The 15,655-nt window shown below is 72.7% G+C and carries 13 protein-coding genes, 1 tRNA gene and 1 pseudogene; 5 read left to right on the top strand and 10 right to left on the bottom strand.

Annotated features, from left to right (window positions below):
- Window positions 1-75: 75 nt before the first annotated feature.
- From pth to OHA89_RS22350, 5 genes are all read right to left on the bottom strand, one after another.
- Window positions 76-666 (bottom strand): aminoacyl-tRNA hydrolase, encoded by a 591-nt coding sequence (gene pth / locus OHA89_RS22330; protein WP_215144736.1) that lies wholly within the window; start codon window positions 664-666, stop codon window positions 76-78.
- A 99-nt stretch (window positions 667-765) separates the two neighbouring features.
- On the bottom strand, window positions 766-1,350 hold the full coding sequence (locus tag OHA89_RS22335; protein WP_257555977.1) for a 50S ribosomal protein L25/general stress protein Ctc: 585 nt from the start codon (window positions 1,348-1,350) through the stop codon (window positions 766-768).
- Between the two features lie 190 nt (window positions 1,351-1,540).
- Complete coding sequence (locus tag OHA89_RS22340) at window positions 1,541-2,518, bottom strand: ribose-phosphate diphosphokinase (protein ID WP_215144740.1); 978 nt, start codon at window positions 2,516-2,518, stop codon at window positions 1,541-1,543.
- A gap of 134 nt (window positions 2,519-2,652) precedes the next feature.
- Window positions 2,653-4,098, bottom strand: a complete 1,446-nt coding sequence (glmU, locus tag OHA89_RS22345) for a bifunctional UDP-N-acetylglucosamine diphosphorylase/glucosamine-1-phosphate N-acetyltransferase GlmU (RefSeq protein ID WP_266609481.1) — start codon at window positions 4,096-4,098, stop codon at window positions 2,653-2,655.
- Between the two features lie 109 nt (window positions 4,099-4,207).
- Window positions 4,208-4,279: transfer RNA gene (locus OHA89_RS22350), tRNA-Gln, on the bottom strand.
- A 159-nt stretch (window positions 4,280-4,438) separates the two neighbouring features.
- Between OHA89_RS22350 and OHA89_RS22355 the strand changes: the two genes are divergently transcribed.
- On the top strand, window positions 4,439-5,713 hold the full coding sequence (locus OHA89_RS22355) for a sensor histidine kinase (RefSeq protein WP_406366932.1): 1,275 nt from the start codon (window positions 4,439-4,441) through the stop codon (window positions 5,711-5,713).
- Between the two features lie 19 nt (window positions 5,714-5,732).
- On the opposite strand, the gene OHA89_RS22360 is transcribed toward OHA89_RS22355, so the two are convergent.
- Window positions 5,733-6,242, bottom strand: a complete 510-nt coding sequence (locus OHA89_RS22360; protein ID WP_215144746.1) for an SUKH-3 domain-containing protein — start codon at window positions 6,240-6,242, stop codon at window positions 5,733-5,735.
- Window positions 6,243-6,244: 2 nt separating this feature from the next.
- Window positions 6,245-6,841, bottom strand: a complete 597-nt coding sequence (locus tag OHA89_RS22365) for a YwqJ-related putative deaminase (RefSeq protein WP_257555986.1) — start codon at window positions 6,839-6,841, stop codon at window positions 6,245-6,247.
- A 230-nt stretch (window positions 6,842-7,071) separates the two neighbouring features.
- Here OHA89_RS22365 and OHA89_RS22370 point away from each other — a divergent pair, with 230 nt between their 5' ends.
- From OHA89_RS22370 to OHA89_RS22380, 3 genes and pseudogenes are all read left to right on the top strand, one after another.
- Complete coding sequence (locus tag OHA89_RS22370) at window positions 7,072-8,082, top strand: SMI1/KNR4 family protein (protein WP_266609484.1); 1,011 nt, start codon at window positions 7,072-7,074, stop codon at window positions 8,080-8,082.
- Window positions 8,083-8,089: 7 nt separating this feature from the next.
- Window positions 8,090-10,475: pseudogene (locus OHA89_RS22375) on the top strand (SUKH-4 family immunity protein).
- Window positions 10,476-10,598: 123 nt separating this feature from the next.
- Window positions 10,599-11,471, top strand: a complete 873-nt coding sequence (locus tag OHA89_RS22380; RefSeq protein WP_266609486.1) for a cellulose-binding protein — start codon at window positions 10,599-10,601, stop codon at window positions 11,469-11,471.
- Window positions 11,472-11,489: 18 nt separating this feature from the next.
- On the opposite strand, the gene OHA89_RS22385 is transcribed toward OHA89_RS22380, so the two are convergent.
- Window positions 11,490-12,350: an alpha/beta fold hydrolase gene (locus OHA89_RS22385; RefSeq protein WP_266609487.1), complete on the bottom strand. Its 861-nt coding sequence runs from the start codon at window positions 12,348-12,350 to the stop codon at window positions 11,490-11,492.
- 82 nt (window positions 12,351-12,432) lie between these two features.
- Between OHA89_RS22385 and OHA89_RS22390 the strand changes: the two genes are divergently transcribed.
- The gene (locus OHA89_RS22390) at window positions 12,433-13,005 is read left to right on the top strand and encodes an ABATE domain-containing protein (protein ID WP_266609488.1); all 573 of its coding nucleotides are present in this window, start codon (window positions 12,433-12,435) and stop codon (window positions 13,003-13,005) included.
- On the opposite strand, the gene OHA89_RS22395 is transcribed toward OHA89_RS22390, so the two are convergent.
- Window positions 13,002-13,823 carry a hypothetical protein gene (locus tag OHA89_RS22395; RefSeq protein WP_406366935.1) on the bottom strand — a complete coding sequence of 274 codons (822 nt, stop codon included), beginning with the start codon at window positions 13,821-13,823 and terminating at the stop codon, window positions 13,002-13,004. The genes OHA89_RS22390 and OHA89_RS22395 overlap by 4 nt on opposite strands.
- Window positions 13,824-13,896: 73 nt before the next feature.
- Window positions 13,897-15,480, bottom strand: coding sequence for an MFS transporter (locus OHA89_RS22400; RefSeq protein WP_406366937.1), 1,584 nt, complete (start codon window positions 15,478-15,480; stop codon window positions 13,897-13,899).
- Between the last annotated feature and the right edge of the window lie 175 nt (window positions 15,481-15,655).

Consider the following 15,655-nt stretch of genomic DNA (forward strand, 5'->3'; position numbering starts at 1 on the left):
GTATCCGTGTCCGTCACCCTTCGGGATGACGGACACGGATTCCGGAGCCGGACGTGTCCGTCAGCCTCTGACCGACTACGAGTTGTAGGCCGACTGCGCGCGCTCCAGGCCCTCCTGGATCAGGCACTCCACCGAGTCGGCGGCCCGGTCCACGAACCAGTCCAGCTCCTTGCGTTCGGTGGAGGAGAAGTCCTTCAGCACGAAGTCCGCGACCTGCATCCGGCCCGGCGGCCGGCCGATGCCGCAGCGCACGCGGTGGTAGTCCGGACCCATCGACTTCGTCATCGACTTCAGCCCGTTGTGGCCGTTGTCCCCGCCGCCCAGCTTCAGCCGCAGCGTCGGGTAGTCGATGTCCAGCTCGTCGTGGATCGCGACGATCCGGTCGAGCGGAACCTTGTAGAAGTCGCGCAGCGCCGTCACCGGGCCGCCGGACAGGTTCATGTACGTCATCGGCTTGGCCAGGACCACCCGGCGGTTGGCCGGTCCCGGCGGGCCCATGCGGCCCTCGACCACCTGGGCCCGGGCCTTGTGCGCCTTGAACTTCCCCCGGATCCGGTCCGCCAGCAGGTCGGCCACCATGAATCCGATGTTGTGGCGGTTGCCCGCGTACTCCGGTCCCGGGTTGCCGAGGCCGACGATCAGCCAGGGCGCCGCGTCGTCCGACATCAAAAGCTCCTTAAGCCCGTATACGAAGACGACCGCCGTCCCGCTCCAGTGGAGCCGGACGGCGGTCGGTCAGCAACTGCTGAGGGGGAAGGGCGAGGCTCAGGCCTCGGTGCCCTCGGCGGCCTCGGCGGCCGGCTCCTCGGCCTGCGGGGCCACGACCTGCAGGACGGCGATGTCGCCGTCGACGGCCAGGGTGGTGCCCGCCGGGAGGACCAGGTCCTTGGCGTGGATGGTGGCGCCGGCCTCGAGGCCCGCGATGGAGACGGTGACCTCGGTCGGGATGTGGGTGGCCTCGGCCTCGACGGAGATGGTGTTCTGGAGGGTCTCCAGCATGTTGCCGCCGACGGCCAGCTCGCCCTCGGTGACGATCGCGACGTCGACGGTGACCTTCTCGCCCTTCTTGACGATCAGGAAGTCGACGTGGGAGATCGAGCGCTTCAGCGGGTGCTTCTGCACGGCCTTCGGGATGACCAGCTCGTTGCCCTCGCCCGCGATGTCCAGGGAGATCAGGACGTTCGGGGTACGAAGCGCAAGCTGCAGGGCGTGGGCGTCGACGTTGACGTGCTTCGGGTCGGTGCCGTGGCCGTAGATGACGGCGGGGGTCAGGGCGTCACGACGGGCCTGACGGGCAGAGCCCTTGCCGAACTCGGTGCGGACCTTGGCGGAAAGCTTGATCTCGGACATGCTCACTCCTCGTGGGGTGACGGAAATGGACGACAGTCACCCGGCCGGAACGGCCTGCTACGAAGAGCGCGTCGATAACGGAGTGCCCGCACATGAAAGTGCGGCCTCCCTCGCCGAGCAACTCGATGAGTCTACCCGGCGGGGAGGCCGCCCTTCAAAACGATCTACTGTGACGCTTACCGCTGCTCTTCTACTGCTGCTCTTCGAACAGGCTGGTGACCGAGCCGTCTTCGAAGACCTCGCGCACGGCGCGCGCGATCATCGGGGCGATCGACAGCACCGTGATCTTGTCGAGCTCCAGGTCGGACGGGTCCGGCAGGGTGTTCGTGAAGACGAACTCGCTGACCTTGGAGTTCTTCAGGCGGTCGGCGGCCGGGCCCGACAGGATGCCGTGCGTGGCCGTCACGATGACGTCCTCCGCGCCGTGCGCGAACAGCGCGTCGGCGGCGGCGCAGATGGTGCCACCGGTGTCGATCATGTCGTCGACCAGGACGCAGACGCGGCCCCGGACCTCACCGACGACCTCGTGGACGGTCACCTGGTTGGCGACGTCCTTGTCGCGGCGCTTGTGCACGATCGCCAGCGGCGCGTCCAGACGGTCGCACCAGCGGTCGGCCACGCGCACGCGGCCGGCGTCCGGGGAGACGATCGTCAGCTTGGAGCGGTCCACCTTGGCGCCGACGTAGTCCGCGAGGACCGACAGGGCCGAGAGGTGGTCGACCGGGCCGTCGAAGAAGCCCTGGATCTGGTCCGTGTGCAGGTCGACCGTGAGGATGCGGTCCGCACCCGCGGTCTTCAGCAGATCGGCGACCAGGCGGGCCGAGATCGGCTCGCGGCCCTTGTGCTTCTTGTCCTGGCGGGCGTACCCGTAGGACGGGACGATCACGGTGATGGAGCGTGCCGACGCGCGCTTGAGCGCGTCGATCATGATCAGCTGCTCCATGATCCACTTGTTGATCGGAGCCGTGTGGCTCTGGATCAGGAAGCAGTCCGCGCCACGAGCCGACTCCTGGAAGCGGACGTAGATCTCACCGTTCGCGAAGTCGAAAGCCTTGGTCGGCACGAGGCCGACTCCCAGCTGGTGCGCGACCTCCTCGGCCAGCTCGGGGTGGGCGCGGCCGGAGAAGAGCATCAGCTTCTTCTCGCCGGTCGTCTTGATCCCGGTCACAGCACTGTCTCCTCAGACGTGTTGAAAGCTGCTCGCCCCCGTGTGCGTCCGTCCCGCACACGGTGAGCCAGCCGAATTGCGTGCACCTATCACGGTACGCCGTCCCTGACGTACCCGTTTCCGGTCAGTTCACCTCAACGGCTGTCGGAGTCCACCTGGACCGCCGACTGAGCCGCCGTCGCGGCAGCGCTTCCCGGACGCTTGCGGGCCACCCAGCCCTCGATATTCCGCTGCTGGCCACGGGCCACGGCCAGCGCACCGGGCGGTACGTCCTTCGTGATCACGGACCCGGCGGCCGTGTAGGCCCCGTCCCCGATGGTGACGGGCGCCACAAACATGTTGTCCGAGCCCGTCTTGCAGTGCGAGCCGACGGTGGTGTGGTGCTTGTGTTCACCGTCGTAGTTCACGAAGACGCTCGCCGCGCCGATGTTGGTGTACTCGCCGATCGTCGCGTCGCCCACGTACGACAGGTGGGGCACCTTGGTGCCCTCGCCGATCGTCGCGTTCTTCATCTCGACGTACGTGCCGGCCTTGGCCTTCGCGCCGAGGACCGTGCCGGGGCGCAGGTACGCGAACGGGCCCACGGACGCCGAGTCGCCGATCACCGCGCCGTCGGCCACCGTGTTGTCCACCCGTGCCCCCGCGCCCACCCGGGTGTCCTTCAGGCGGGTGTTGGGGCCGACCTCGGCCCCTTCGGCGACGTGGGTGGCACCGAGGAGCTGCGTCCCCGGGTGGATCAGGGCGTCCTGTCCGAAGGTGACGGTGACGTCCACGAACGTGCTGGCGGGGTCGACGACCGTCACGCCCGCGAGCATGGCCTGTTCCAGCAGCCGCGCGTTCAGCAGGGCGCGGGCCTCGGCGAGCTGGACGCGGTTGTTGATCCCGAGGATCTGGCGGTGGTCGCTGCCGACGGCCGCGCCGACCCGGTGGCCGGCCTCGCGCAGGATTCCCAGCACGTCGGTGAGGTACTCCTCGCCCTGGCTGTTGTCGGTGCGCACCTTGCCGAGGGCGTCGGCGAGCAGGGCGCCGTCGAAGGCGAAGACGCCGGAGTTGATCTCGCGGATGGCGCGCTGGGAGTCGGTGGCGTCCTTGTGCTCGACGATGGCCGTCACGGCGCCGCCGGCGTCGCGCACGATCCGCCCGTAGCCAGTGGAGTCCGGCACCTCGGCGGTGAGCACGGTGACGGCGTTGCCGTCGGCCTCGTGGGTCGCCGCGAGCTGCTCGAGGGTCTCGCCGGTCAGCAGCGGGGTGTCGCCGCAGACGACGATCACGGTGCCGCCGACGACCCCGCCGAGCTCTTCGAGGGCCATCCGGACGGCGTGCCCGGTGCCGTTCTGCTCGTACTGGACGGCCGTGCGCACACCGGCGTCGATCGCGGCGAGGTGTGCGGTGACCTGCTCGCGGGCGTGCCCGACGACCACGACGAGGTGGGCGGGGTCCAGCTCACGGGAGGCGGCGACGACGTGACCGACGAGCGAGCGCCCGGAGATCTCGTGCAGAACCTTGGGAGTGGCCGACTTCATGCGGGTGCCTTCACCCGCTGCGAGTACGACGACGGCTGCCGGGCGGTTGGCGCTCACGGGGATGCCCTTCGGCTTCGGGGGTGGACCCGTGAAGGATACCGGGGGCCCAATGCCCCCAAACGAACGCGGGTCCCGACCGGAGGTCAGGACCCGAATGTCTGCGAAGCTCCCCTGTCAGGACTCGAACCCGAACATAAGGCACCAAAAGCCTCAGTGCTGCCAATTACACCACAGGGGATAGCAAGTCAGGCTCAATCGGACATTTCGCGATGCCGATCAAGCTGGCCGTCCCTACTATGCCGTACCACCTGCCCTCACCGCGACGGTACTCGTCCCCGCCGTTTCGGCGTCGGGAATTCACGGGGCGGCCGAGAGGGCCGCCCGTACGCTGGACGGCATGACCAGTACGGGGGATGTGGAAGGCCGCGCTGGGCCGCCGTTGTGGTGGGGGCGCAGGCGGGACTTCGTGGGGGATGTGGTGCTCGGCGGGCTGTCCGCCGTCGAGTGTGCGTGGGAGGGCGTGGCCTTCGCGCGCGAGGCCGGGGTGCCCGTTGCGGCCGGGGTGCTGTTCGGGTTCCTGGTGGGGGCCGTGCTCCTGGTGCGGCGGCGCTGGCCGATCGCCGTGGTGCTGGTCGGGATCGCCGTGGCGCCCGCCGCGATGGGGTTCCTGCTCGGGGTGGTGGGCCTGTACACGCTGGCCTCCTCGGAGGTGCCCCGGCGGATCACCGGCACGCTGGCCTCGATGTCGCTGGTCGCGACCTTCGTCGTGATGTACCTGCGCACCCGGGGGGACGCGGACGAGCAGACGCTGGTGATCTCGCTGTCCGTCTTCGTGGCGGTGGCGCTGACCGTGCCGCCGGTGCTGTTCGGGCTGTACATCGGGGCCCGGCGACGGCTGATGGAGAGCCTCCAGGAACGGGCGGACTCGCTGGAGCGGGAGCTGTCGCTGCTGGCGGACCGGGCCGAGGAGCGGGCCGAGTGGGCCCGTAAGGAGGAGCGCACCCGGATCGCGCGGGAGATGCACGACGTCGTGGCGCACCGGGTGTCCCTGATGGTGGTGCACGCGGCCGCGCTGGAGGCGATCGCGGCCAAGGACCCGGCGCGGGCCGCGAAGAACGCCGCCCTGGTGGGGGACATGGGCCGGCAGGCGCTGACGGAGCTGCGGGAGATGCTCGGCGTGCTCAGGGCCGCCGAGAAGCCGGCGAGGCCCGCCGCGCTGGCCGCCGCACTGGTGGCTCCCGCGGCTACCGCTGGGTACCCCCACGTGGGGAGCTTCGACGACGGGCCCTCGCTCGAGGAGCTGGAGGCGCTGGTCGGGCAGTCGAGGGCGGCCGGGATGGCCGTGGAGATGCTGGTGCACGGCGAGGGGGCGGCGTACGCGGCGGAGGTGGAGCAGACCGCGTACCGGGTGGTGCAGGAGGCGCTCACCAACTGCCACAAGCACGCTCCCGGCGCGCGGGTGACGGTACGGCTCGCGCACCGGGACGGGGAGGTGGCCATGCAGGTGGAGAACGGGCCCTGCGACGGGAAGGCCGCCGAGCCCGGCCTGCCGAGCGGGGGCAACGGGCTGGTCGGGATGCGGGAGCGCGTGCTGGGGCTGGGCGGGGTGTTCGTGTCCGGGCCGACCGACGGGGGCGGCTTCAAGGTGTCGGCGGTGCTCCCCGCCGGTTAGCCGCCCGGCCGCCCGGCCCTCAGCCGGTGGTCAGGCGGGTCGGCTGGAGGCCGGTGAGGAGCAGGGTCAGGGCCTCGTCGATGCCCGCGCCGAGGTACCAGTCGCCCGTGTGGTCGATGCCGTACACGCGGCCTTCGCGGTCGAGGGCCAGGTGCGAGCCTCCGTCGGCCTCGACGCCGAGGGGGCAGAGCTGCGTGGACAGGGCGCGGCCCAGGTCGGCGAAGGTGCGGGCCAGGTGCAGGCCGGTCAGCGGGTCGAGCCGGACCGTGACGGGCGCTATCTGCCGGCCGGGGCCGGGCGCGCCGACCGTGAGGCCGCCGAATTCGGCCCAGGCCTCCACGGCGGCGGGGAACACGGTGTGCCGGTGCCCGGCGGGAGTGGTGTGGTCGCGGAGCGCGTCGGCCCAGAACTCGGCCTGCTTGATGTCCCAGCGGCCGGGCTCCCAGCCGGCGGTGCGCAGGGCGGAGTCCACGGCGACGGGGAAGCGGGTCGCCGAGGAGCGGTCGTAGGAGGCTGAGGCGGTGGTCATGGCTACTCGGAGGGGGTGAGGTCGACGGGGCGTACGCCGAAGTGGGCGAGGAGTGCGTCGCAGGACCGGCAGGGGGGTGCGTAGCTGCCGTGGAGGGGGTCGCCGTCCTCGCGGATGCGCCGGGCGGTGATCTTCGCGTGCTTGAGGGAGCGGCGGGCTTCGCTCGGGGAGAGGGGCTTGCGGGAGGCGCGCCGGGAGCGGGCGCCCTCCACGGCGGCCAGGTGACGGGAGAGCAGGATCGCCTCCGGACATCGGCCGGTGAAACGTTCGCGCTGGCCGCTGGTCAGCGTGTCGAGGAAGTCCTGTACGAGAGGGTGGAGCACGGGCGGCTGGTCGGCCTTGCCGGCGGTGCCGGTCAGGGTTTCGCCGCGTACGGAGAGGGCGGCGGCGACGGTGGGGAGGATGCCGTCGCGGCGGAAGCGCAGGACGGGCACGGCCGGGCGGCCGTCGGTGCTGCTCCAGCGCAGGCGGGGGTCGCCTGCCGGGCCGCCCGCTTCGGGAGCGGTTCCTGACGGTCCGGAGGTTTCCGGGCTTGCCGGGCCCGCCTGGCCTCCCGGGGTGGCATCGCCCGGATCTGTGCGTGTTGCCGTGTTCTGCATGGTCGTGCTTTCCCTCCCGTGGCGGCGGTGGTGGCCGCTGTCGGGCACGCCCCCGTGCCGCGGGGACAGCCTGTCAAATGTCACCTGTCATGCGGAAGCGGGGTCGAATATTCGTATCAATTCGGATGTTCCCGGCCACCGGCCGGGCGTGCGGGTCGTGCGCGGCTGAGCCTCTTGCCCCAGCGCATAGGCTGTGGTGAACCAGCCAGATCCAGCAGGGGGCTACCGCCATGACGACAGGTCGGCTCGGGCAGCAGGCCGCGCCACCCAACGCCGCTTATTCGGGGCAGGTCGTGCATTTCCCGGACCCGGTCCGGGCCGCTCGGCATCCCCACGGAGTGCGGATGGACGGCAACGGGCATCCGGACTTCTCCGCGTACGCGCGTGCGGCGGTGGAGATCGCAGAGCCGCCGGAGGGCTTCGGCGTGGACGAGCTGCGGCTGACGGACTGCGTCTCCGCGAACGCGGCGATGCAGGCGGCCGGGCACGAACTGTGGGACACGGTCGGCCCGGTGGCGACCCCGCACGGCTGGACCTGGCACCACGTCGCGGGTTCGCGGCGCATGGAGCTGGTCCCGGTCGAGGTGAAGGCGCTGCTGAGGCACCACGCGGGGCTGGCGACGGCGCCGGTGGACCACGGGAAGCGCGGGACGCGGCCGTTGCAGGAGGTGCGCCCGGCGCACCTGGGGCTGCCGAAGTCCGTGGTGTCGGTCTCCGAGGAACAGGTGCAGGGGGTCGAGGAGGACCTCGGCTACCGGCTGCCGGAGGCGTACCGCTCGTTCCTCAAGGCCGCTGGCGGCTGCGCGCCGGTCGGCGCGGGGCTGGACGTGGACCTCGGCCTGCTCGTGGACCAGCCGTTCTTCACGGTGCGTGAGGAGGCGGCGGTCAACGACCTCGTCTACGTCAACAAGTGTCTGCGGGATCACCTGACGAAGGACTACCTGTGCGTGGCCTTCGTACAGGGCGGACTGCTCGCCCTGAAGGTCAAGGGAGAGGGCATCGGTTCGATGTGGTTCTCCCCGTACGACGATGCGCGCGACCAGGACGGCTGGTCGGTGCAGGAGCGCGTGGAGCGGCTGTTGCTGCCGTGCGGCGGTGATTTCGACGCCTTTCTGGAGCGGTTGGCGGGCAACCCGCCGGAGCTGGAGACGGTGGCCGGTCTGATGGTGGACGGCGGATTCGCACGCTCGGTTCCCGTGGCGGGGACGGTTCCGCCACATGCCGGTTCGGTTGAGGGGTGATGGCGCGGTGGTGACATTTGCGCAGGCGCAGGAGCGCGCCGAGGAATGGATCAACGGCGACGTCCCCGCGTACCAGCACCGGGAGGTGCGGGTACGGGAGTTCGGGCTCGGGTTCGTGGTGTGGGCGGAGGACCGCGCGGCCGGTCCGGTCTCCGGTGGCGGCCGGCAGCGGCTGGTCATCGCGCGGGACAGCGGGGAGGTGACGCTGTGGCCGGGGCTGCCGGTGGGTGAGGTGATCCGCCGGTACGAGGAGGAGTACGGGGCCGCGGCTGCCTCGACGGCTTCGGAAGCTTCGGTTCCGCCGCCGCGGATCGACTCGGAGCAGACCTCGTTCATGCTGAGCCCGCCGGAGTGGCTGCAGGAGGCCGCGGACCGGGCGGGGATCCCGCCCGCCGCGGCTCCGGCTGCCCCGGCTCCGGCTCCTGCTCAGGTTGCGGCTCCCGCTCCGGTGGAGCCGGCCGACGCCGCGCCCGCTCCGGCTGCTGCTCCGGCCCCGGCGCCCGTGGACGCGGTGCCGCTGCGGCGCGGGGGCGAGATCCCGTACGAGCCGACCGCCAACGACGGGGTGCCGGCCGGGTCCACGCCGTGGGCCGGGACCGATGTGAACTCCGGTACGGACGACGCGTCCGTACCGCTGCCCGCGACCGTGTTCGCGCCGCCGCTGTCCGGGTCGGACCTGGAGGAGGCGCCGCCGTCCGCGGTGGCTCCGGAGGCGAAGACCACGCTGATGCCGGGCGGCAGCCAGCTGCCGCGGACCGCGGTCGTACCGGCGCTGGCTCCGGATGCGGGCTCCATCGCCGACGCGCCGACGAGCAAGGCCCAGGTCTCCCGGCCGGCCGGGCAGACGCCCGGTGCGGGCCAACCGCCGGGTCCGCCCGGGGCTCCCGGGTCGCTCGGGCGTGGGCTCGACCATGCCGCGACGATGCTGGCGGGTCCGGCCGTGACCGGTCAGCCGCCGGCGCCTCCCGGTCCGCCCGGTGCTCCGGGTGCCGGGGCGCCGCAGCCTCCCGGTCCGCCGGGTCCGCCCGGGGCTCCCGGGTCGCTCGGGCGTGGGCTGGACCATGCCGCGACGATGCTGGCGGGTCCGGCCGTGACGGGTCAGCCGCCGGCGCCTCCCGGTCCGCCCGGTGCTCCGGGTGCCGGGGCGCCGCAGCCTCCCGGTCCGCCGGGTCCGCCCGGTGCTCCAGGCGCTCCCGGTGGTGGGCTCGACCACGCCGCCACCATGCTGGCCGGTCCCGCCGTGACCGGTCAGCCCCGGCGCCGCCCGGTCCGCCGGGGCTCCCGGTGGCGGAGCGCACCACGCCGCGACGATGCTGGCCGGTCCGGCCGTGACGGGCCAGCCGCCCGCGCCCCCCGGCCCGCCGGGCGCACCGGTCGCTCCGGCGCCGCAGCCGCAGCCTCCGGCGCCCACCGGCGTGCCCACGGTCGGCCCCGGCTACCAGGCCGTGCTCCGCTACCGCGCTCACGACGGCTCCGAGCAGCAGCTCATCCGCCGTTCCGCGCCCGGTACCCCGCACCCCGAGTGGCAGATCCTGCACGAGCTGCGCGCCATGAACGTGCCGCCGCAGCAGGTGCTGGAGCTGCACACCGAGCTGGAGTCCTGTGAACTGCCCGGCGGTTACTGCGCCCGGATGATCCGGGAGACCTGGCCGCAGGTGCGGATCACCAGCGTGGCTCCGTACGGCAAGGACCACGCGGGCCGTCAGCAGGGCATGCGCCATCTGCTCACCCATCAGGGCGAGCTGCACCAGGTGGCGGACGGCCCGGCGCGCCCCGCGCCGGTACGGGCGCCCCTGCCGCAGGTCCCGCTGCAGCCCGCGATCCCGCTGGACGCGATCGCGCAGGAGCTGGCGGGGGCGTTCGGCCCGCAGGGCGTGTTCCGCTTCGACCAGCGGGCGGTGTCCCGCCAGGGCGTGCCGGAGATCGTGGCGCAGACGCTGATGTGGTCGGGCCTGCCCGTCGACTTCGGGCCGTTCTTCTGGGCGCAGGCGGTGCCGGGCCAGCCGGTGCCGACGCTGGCCGAGCTGGCCGCGCAGCGGCAGGTGCAGCCGGCGTCGGACGCGGGGTCGTACCTCGTCGTCGGCAGCGACTTCGGCAAGGCGCTGTGCGTGCAGTACGGCACCGCGAACATCGTGGCCGTGCCGGTGGAGGGCGGTCCGGGCGGTGCTCCGGTACCCCCGCAGTTCGTGAACTCGAGCCTGCCGCAGTTCGTACGGTCCCTCGCGATGCTGGGTCACATGTGGCGGCTGCGACAGCACCTGACGCCGGAACAGGCGGGGCGCTGGACCGTCGATTTCCAGGCGAATCTGGCCGGGCTCGACAGCGCGGCACTGGCCTCGCCGGAGAGCTGGTGGTCGGTGCTGCTGGAGCAGATGTGGGACGGACTGCTCTGATCGGATGATCGGTTGAATGGCCGGGCCGAGACCCTCGAACGGGGTCTCGGCCCGGCCATTCCGGCTTCTGGGGCCAAATGACGCATCCTTGACAGGAATCCCCGCGAGAGAGGCGCTTCCAGGATGAGTGCACCCATTGCGACTGTGCGCGGCCGCGGCTACCGCACGGACGAGGTCGACCGGTATCTCGCCCGGCTGTCCGGCAGCCGTGACGAGGCCTGGGAGCGGGTGGCACGGCTGACCGTCCTGGGGAAGCAGATGGAGGGGGAGGCGGCGCGGCTGCGCGAGGCCGTGTCCGCGCTGGCACCGCAGACCTACGAGGACCTGAGCGAGCGCGCCCGCCGGATCCTGCTGCTGGCGCAGGAGGAGGCGGACGTCCTGCGGGCCGACGCGCGGGTGGACGCGGCCGAGGCGATCGGCGCGGCCGAGGCGCACGCGGAGCGGGTGGCGGAGCTGGCGCGCCTGGACGCGGAGGCGGTGCGCGAACAGACCGACGTCCGGGCCCGGCAGGGGCTGTTGCGGGCGCAGCGGGAGGCGGACGACGCGCGGGCGGAGGCGCGGGACGACGCGCAGGGGTGGCGGTCGGAGGCGCAGGCGAGGCTGGCGGAGACGCGGCGGCGGTCGGAGGCGCTGCTGGCGGAGCGCGAGCAGGAGCAGCTGGAGCGGTGGGAGGCGGCCGAGCGGGAGCTGCAGGCGCGGGAGGCTGAACTGGAGGCGCGCCACGCGGAGCTGGAACGGTACGCCGAGGCCCGCCTGGCCGAGGCCCGCCGGGGCTTCGCGGAGGCGGAGGAGGCGGCGCGGCACGGCCAGGAGGACGCGGAGGCGCTGGCCGCCGAGCTGGTCGCGGAGGCGCGGGTGGCGGAGGAGCGGGCGGGGCGGGAGACGGAGCGGATCCTGCGGGAGCACGCGGAGGCGGAGGAGGAGATGCGGGCGCACATGAACCACGTCCGCTCGAGCCTGGCCGCCCTGACCGGTCGTGCGCCCGCCGAGGGCTGACCTGGCTCCGCCGGCGTTTTACGGGAGTTCGGCGAGGAACGTCGCGATCAGGGGGGCGATGGCCGGGAGGTGGGACTCCAGGGCGAAGTGGCCCGCGCCGTCGAAGACGTGGACGGCGGCCTCCGGGACGTCCTGGAGGTAGGCCTTCGCACCCGCCGGGGTGAAGAAGGGATCGCCGGCGCCCCAGACGACCAGGACCGGCGGCCGCGCCGTGCGCAGCCAGGCCTGCCAGGCCGGGTAGTGGCCGAAGTTCGAGGCGTAGTCGAAGGCGAGATCGGCCTGGGCGTCCGCACGCCCGGGCAGCCCGAGGTAGTGGACGTCGAGCGTCCAGCCGTCCGGGGAGATCAGGGAGGGGTCCGCGACCCCGGTCTCGTACTGGAAGCGGGTCCCCTCCACGGTGAACAGGCCCCGGATCCGGTCCTCGTCGCCCGGCACCTCGCGCCGCAGCCCGGCGAACTCGCGGGCCGCCTCCGAGAGGCCCTCCTCGTACGCGTTGCCGTTCTGGACGATCAGGCCGGTCACGCGGTCCGGCCGCCGGGTGGCGAGCCGCAGCCCGACCGGGGCGCCGAAGTCGAAGACGTACAGGGCGTAGCGGTCCAGGCGGAGGGCGTCGGTGAAGCCCTCCACGATGTCGGCGAGCCGGTCGAAGGTGTACGTGAACCCTTCCGGGGCCTCGGTGCGGCCGAAACCGGGGTAGTCGGGGGCGATCAGGCGGTACCGCGTGTCCCCGAGCGCGTCCATCAGACGGGCGAACTGGTGCGAGGCGGTGGGGAAGCCGTGGAGGAGCAGCAGGACGGGGCCGTCGGCGGGGCCGCTCTCGCGGTAGGCGACGCGTACACCGTCCACGTCGACGGTGCGGTGCTGAACGGACGTGATCATCACATGCCTCCTGGTGGCTTGGTGGCATTAGTTTCGCTCCAAGATCCCTAATGGGTCAAGTGTTTCAGGTAGCATTAGTCGCATGACTTTTCCGCTGACCGGCGAGCCCCTCGCCCTGGATCTCCTGAACACCGTGACCGCCGAGGGCGACCTCGTCGCCGCGCCGGCGGATCTCGCGCGGTGGCTGGCCGAGCAGGCCGGGCGGCTGACCCCGGTCGCGGAGCCGGGTGCGGCCGAGGTGGCCGCCGTACGGGCCGTGCGGGAGGCCGTGCGTGCGGCGCTCGCGGCCGTACGGGACGGGGAGCGGCCGCCGCGCGAGGCGCTGCGCGCGTTGAACGAGGCCCTGGCCGCGGCGCCCGCCCGCCTGGAGCTGGCCTGGAGCGCGGAGGCGGGGCTCACCGCCGCCCCGCAGCGCGCGGCGGCCCCGGCGCGGCGGCTCGCGGCCGAACTGGCCGAGGCGGTCGCGGAGTTCCTGACGGACCCCCGGGTCACCTCGGTCCGCGCCTGCGAGGCGGAGGACTGCGTCCTGATGTTCCTTCCGGCGCACCCGCGGCGCCGCTGGTGCGTGGCGGCGGTCTGCGGCAACCGGGCCCGGGTGGCCCGGTACTACGCCCGCCACAAGGCGGACACGGCCCAGGAGGCCCAGGAGGTCTAGGAAGCCTGGGAGGCCTCGTACCGGTACGGGTCGCTGCGCAGGCCGCGGGCCGTGACGACCACCGTGAACGGGGGAGTGACCGAGGCCGGGAGCGGGGCCGTCAGGGCGCCGGTCAGGGGATCGGGTTCCGCCGGGACGGGGGAGTCGTTCACGGTGAGGACGGGCGTGGTGAAGCCGCCCCCCTCCACCGTGAGCCGGCCGTCGGAGACGGTGACGTCCGTGATCACCGGGTTCGGGCGGACGGCCATCTTGTTCACCAGGTACGCCCCCGCCGGGGCGCCCGTCAGCGCCCAGATCTCGGAGGGCAGGTCGGGGAGCCCGGCGCCGACGTCCGAGAGGAAGAACAGGACGACGTAGAGCATCGTGACCGCGCTCAGCGCGACGTACTGGAGGTCGACCAGGTCCGTGCGCCCGCCGTCGTTCGCGATGAGCTCCCGCAGCGGCCGCCGTCCCGACGCCGCAGGCTTCGCGGCCGGTTTGGCCATGCTGCCGTTCTCGACGCGCATGCCGACCACCGTCTTCGCCGCGATCATGGCCACGTACGGGCCCCCGAGCAGCGGCAGGTACACGGTCGTCAGCGAGGACAGCGGGCCGTGCTCGCCCCGGAACCAGCCGACGCCCCCGCCCGCGGCGAGTCCGTAGCCGAGGGTGGTGAGCAGCAGCCAGACCAGGATCACGGTCCAGGCCAGGGCCAGTGCCGTGGAGGTGGAGAGCCTGCCGTCGCGGCCGGTGATGAAGGCCGGGTGGTGGTGGAGCCGCCGGGCGGGCGGCCCGGCCAGTGCGGCGAGTAACAGCAGTGCGAGAAATGCGGAAGCCATGCGTCGTCCCCCCGGAAACGGTTGTGGGTCCGACTTAACCCGTTGACCCGGAGCATGACAAGTCGCGGCCCGGTCAGGCCTGTTGCTCCTCCACGTGCTCCGGCAGCACCGGGAACCTGCGCGGCGCCATCAGCAGCAGCACCAGCAGGGAGGCCACGGCCGCGCCCGTCGCGCCGAGGAAGATGTGGTCCACGGCGGCGGCCACGGCCTCGCGCAGGTAGTCGGCGGCCGCCTGGGAGAGCAGGCCCGGCTGGTCCAGGGCCTTCGTCACGTCGTCCAGGGCGGTCGGCAGTCCGGACACGGGGGCGTCGATCAGGCGGGCGGCGATGGTGGCGTTGGCGACGGCGGCCAGCAGGGCCGCGCCGATGCTCTGGCCGACCTGGCGGGAGAACAGCACCGAGGCGGTCGCCGTTCCCCGCTCCGCCCAGCCGACGGTGGACTGGACCCCGACGATCAGCGGGAGCTGGAAGAGGCCGAGGGCGCCGCCCAGCAGCAGCATGATCAGCGCGGGCTGCCAGGGCCGGGCGGGATACGGGAGCAGGGTGAAGGAGTACAGGATCACCGCGGCCAGGCCCATGCCGACGGCCGCGGTCCTCCTGAATCCGATCCGCCGGTAGACGTGCTGGCTGAGGGCGGCGGTGATGGGCCAGCTCAGGGTCATCACGGACATGACCAGCCCGGCGCCGACGGGCCCGAGGCCGAGCACGGACTGGGCGTACGTCGGCATGAACACCATCGGGGCGACCATCAGCAGGCCGAGCGCCCCCATGGCGAGGTTGACGGCGGCGATGGTGCGCCGGCGCCACACCCAGCCCGGCAGGATCGGTTCCTCGGCCCGGCGTTCCACCCGGACCACCACCGCGGCCAGCACCGCGCTCGCGCCGAGCAGTCCCAGCGAGGGCGCGGACAGCCAGGGCCAGGCGACCCCGCCCTGGACGAGCGCGAAGAGCAGCAGCCCGCCGCAGGCGAAGATCGACAGTGCCCCCGCCCAGTCGACCGGGCCGCGGCGCGCGGGGGACCGTACGGGCTCCTTCAGGTGACGGCTGATCATCCACAGGGCGAGGGCGCCCAGCGGCAGGTTGATCAGGAAGATCCAGCGCCAGTGGGCGTACGAGGCGAGCAGCCCGCCGAGCGCCGGGCCGGCCACGGCCGAGGTGGCCCACACGGTGGACATCCGGGCCTGGATCCTCGGGCGGTCCTTGAGCGGATACAGATCGGCGGCCAGGGTCTGGACCGTGCCCTGGAGGGCGCCGCCGCCCAGGCCCTGGACGATCCGGAAGGCGATCAGGGCGGCCATGTTCCAGGCGAGCGCGCACAGCAGCGAGCCGACGACGAACAGGCCGATGCCGAAGAGCAGCACGGGCTTGCGGCCGAAGGTGTCGGACAGCTTCCCGTAGACGGGCAGGGTGACCGTGACGGCGAGCAGATAGCCGGAGAAGAGCCAGGAGAAAACGGCGAACCCGCCGATGTCGCCCACGATCTGGGGGACGGCGGTGGAGACGATGGTGCCCTCGAGGGCGGCGAGCGCCATGCCCAGCATCAGCGAGGCCACCACGGCGGCGGGTGGCCGGCCCGGTTTCGGCGCGGGCCCCGTGCCCGACGCGGTGCCCGCGGGTATGCCGTCCGGACTTCCTTCCGTGCTCTCCGCTGTCCCCACCGAGATTCCTTCCCCCTGCACGTACTCGCGGGGAACACCTTCTCACCGCTGCCGCATGCGCCGGTATCCCCCATGTCAGGTCCGCCGAAGGGTGGAGAACCCCTAGGGGAGGCTCCGCACAACGGCCCAGGGGTCATTCGTCCCGGCGGAGGAGGAGGAAGGTTCCGGCGGGTCC

This window comes from Streptomyces sp. NBC_01546 (genome assembly GCF_045208355.1).
In the GTDB taxonomy this organism is placed as follows: Bacteria; Actinomycetota; Actinomycetes; order Streptomycetales; family Streptomycetaceae; genus Streptomyces.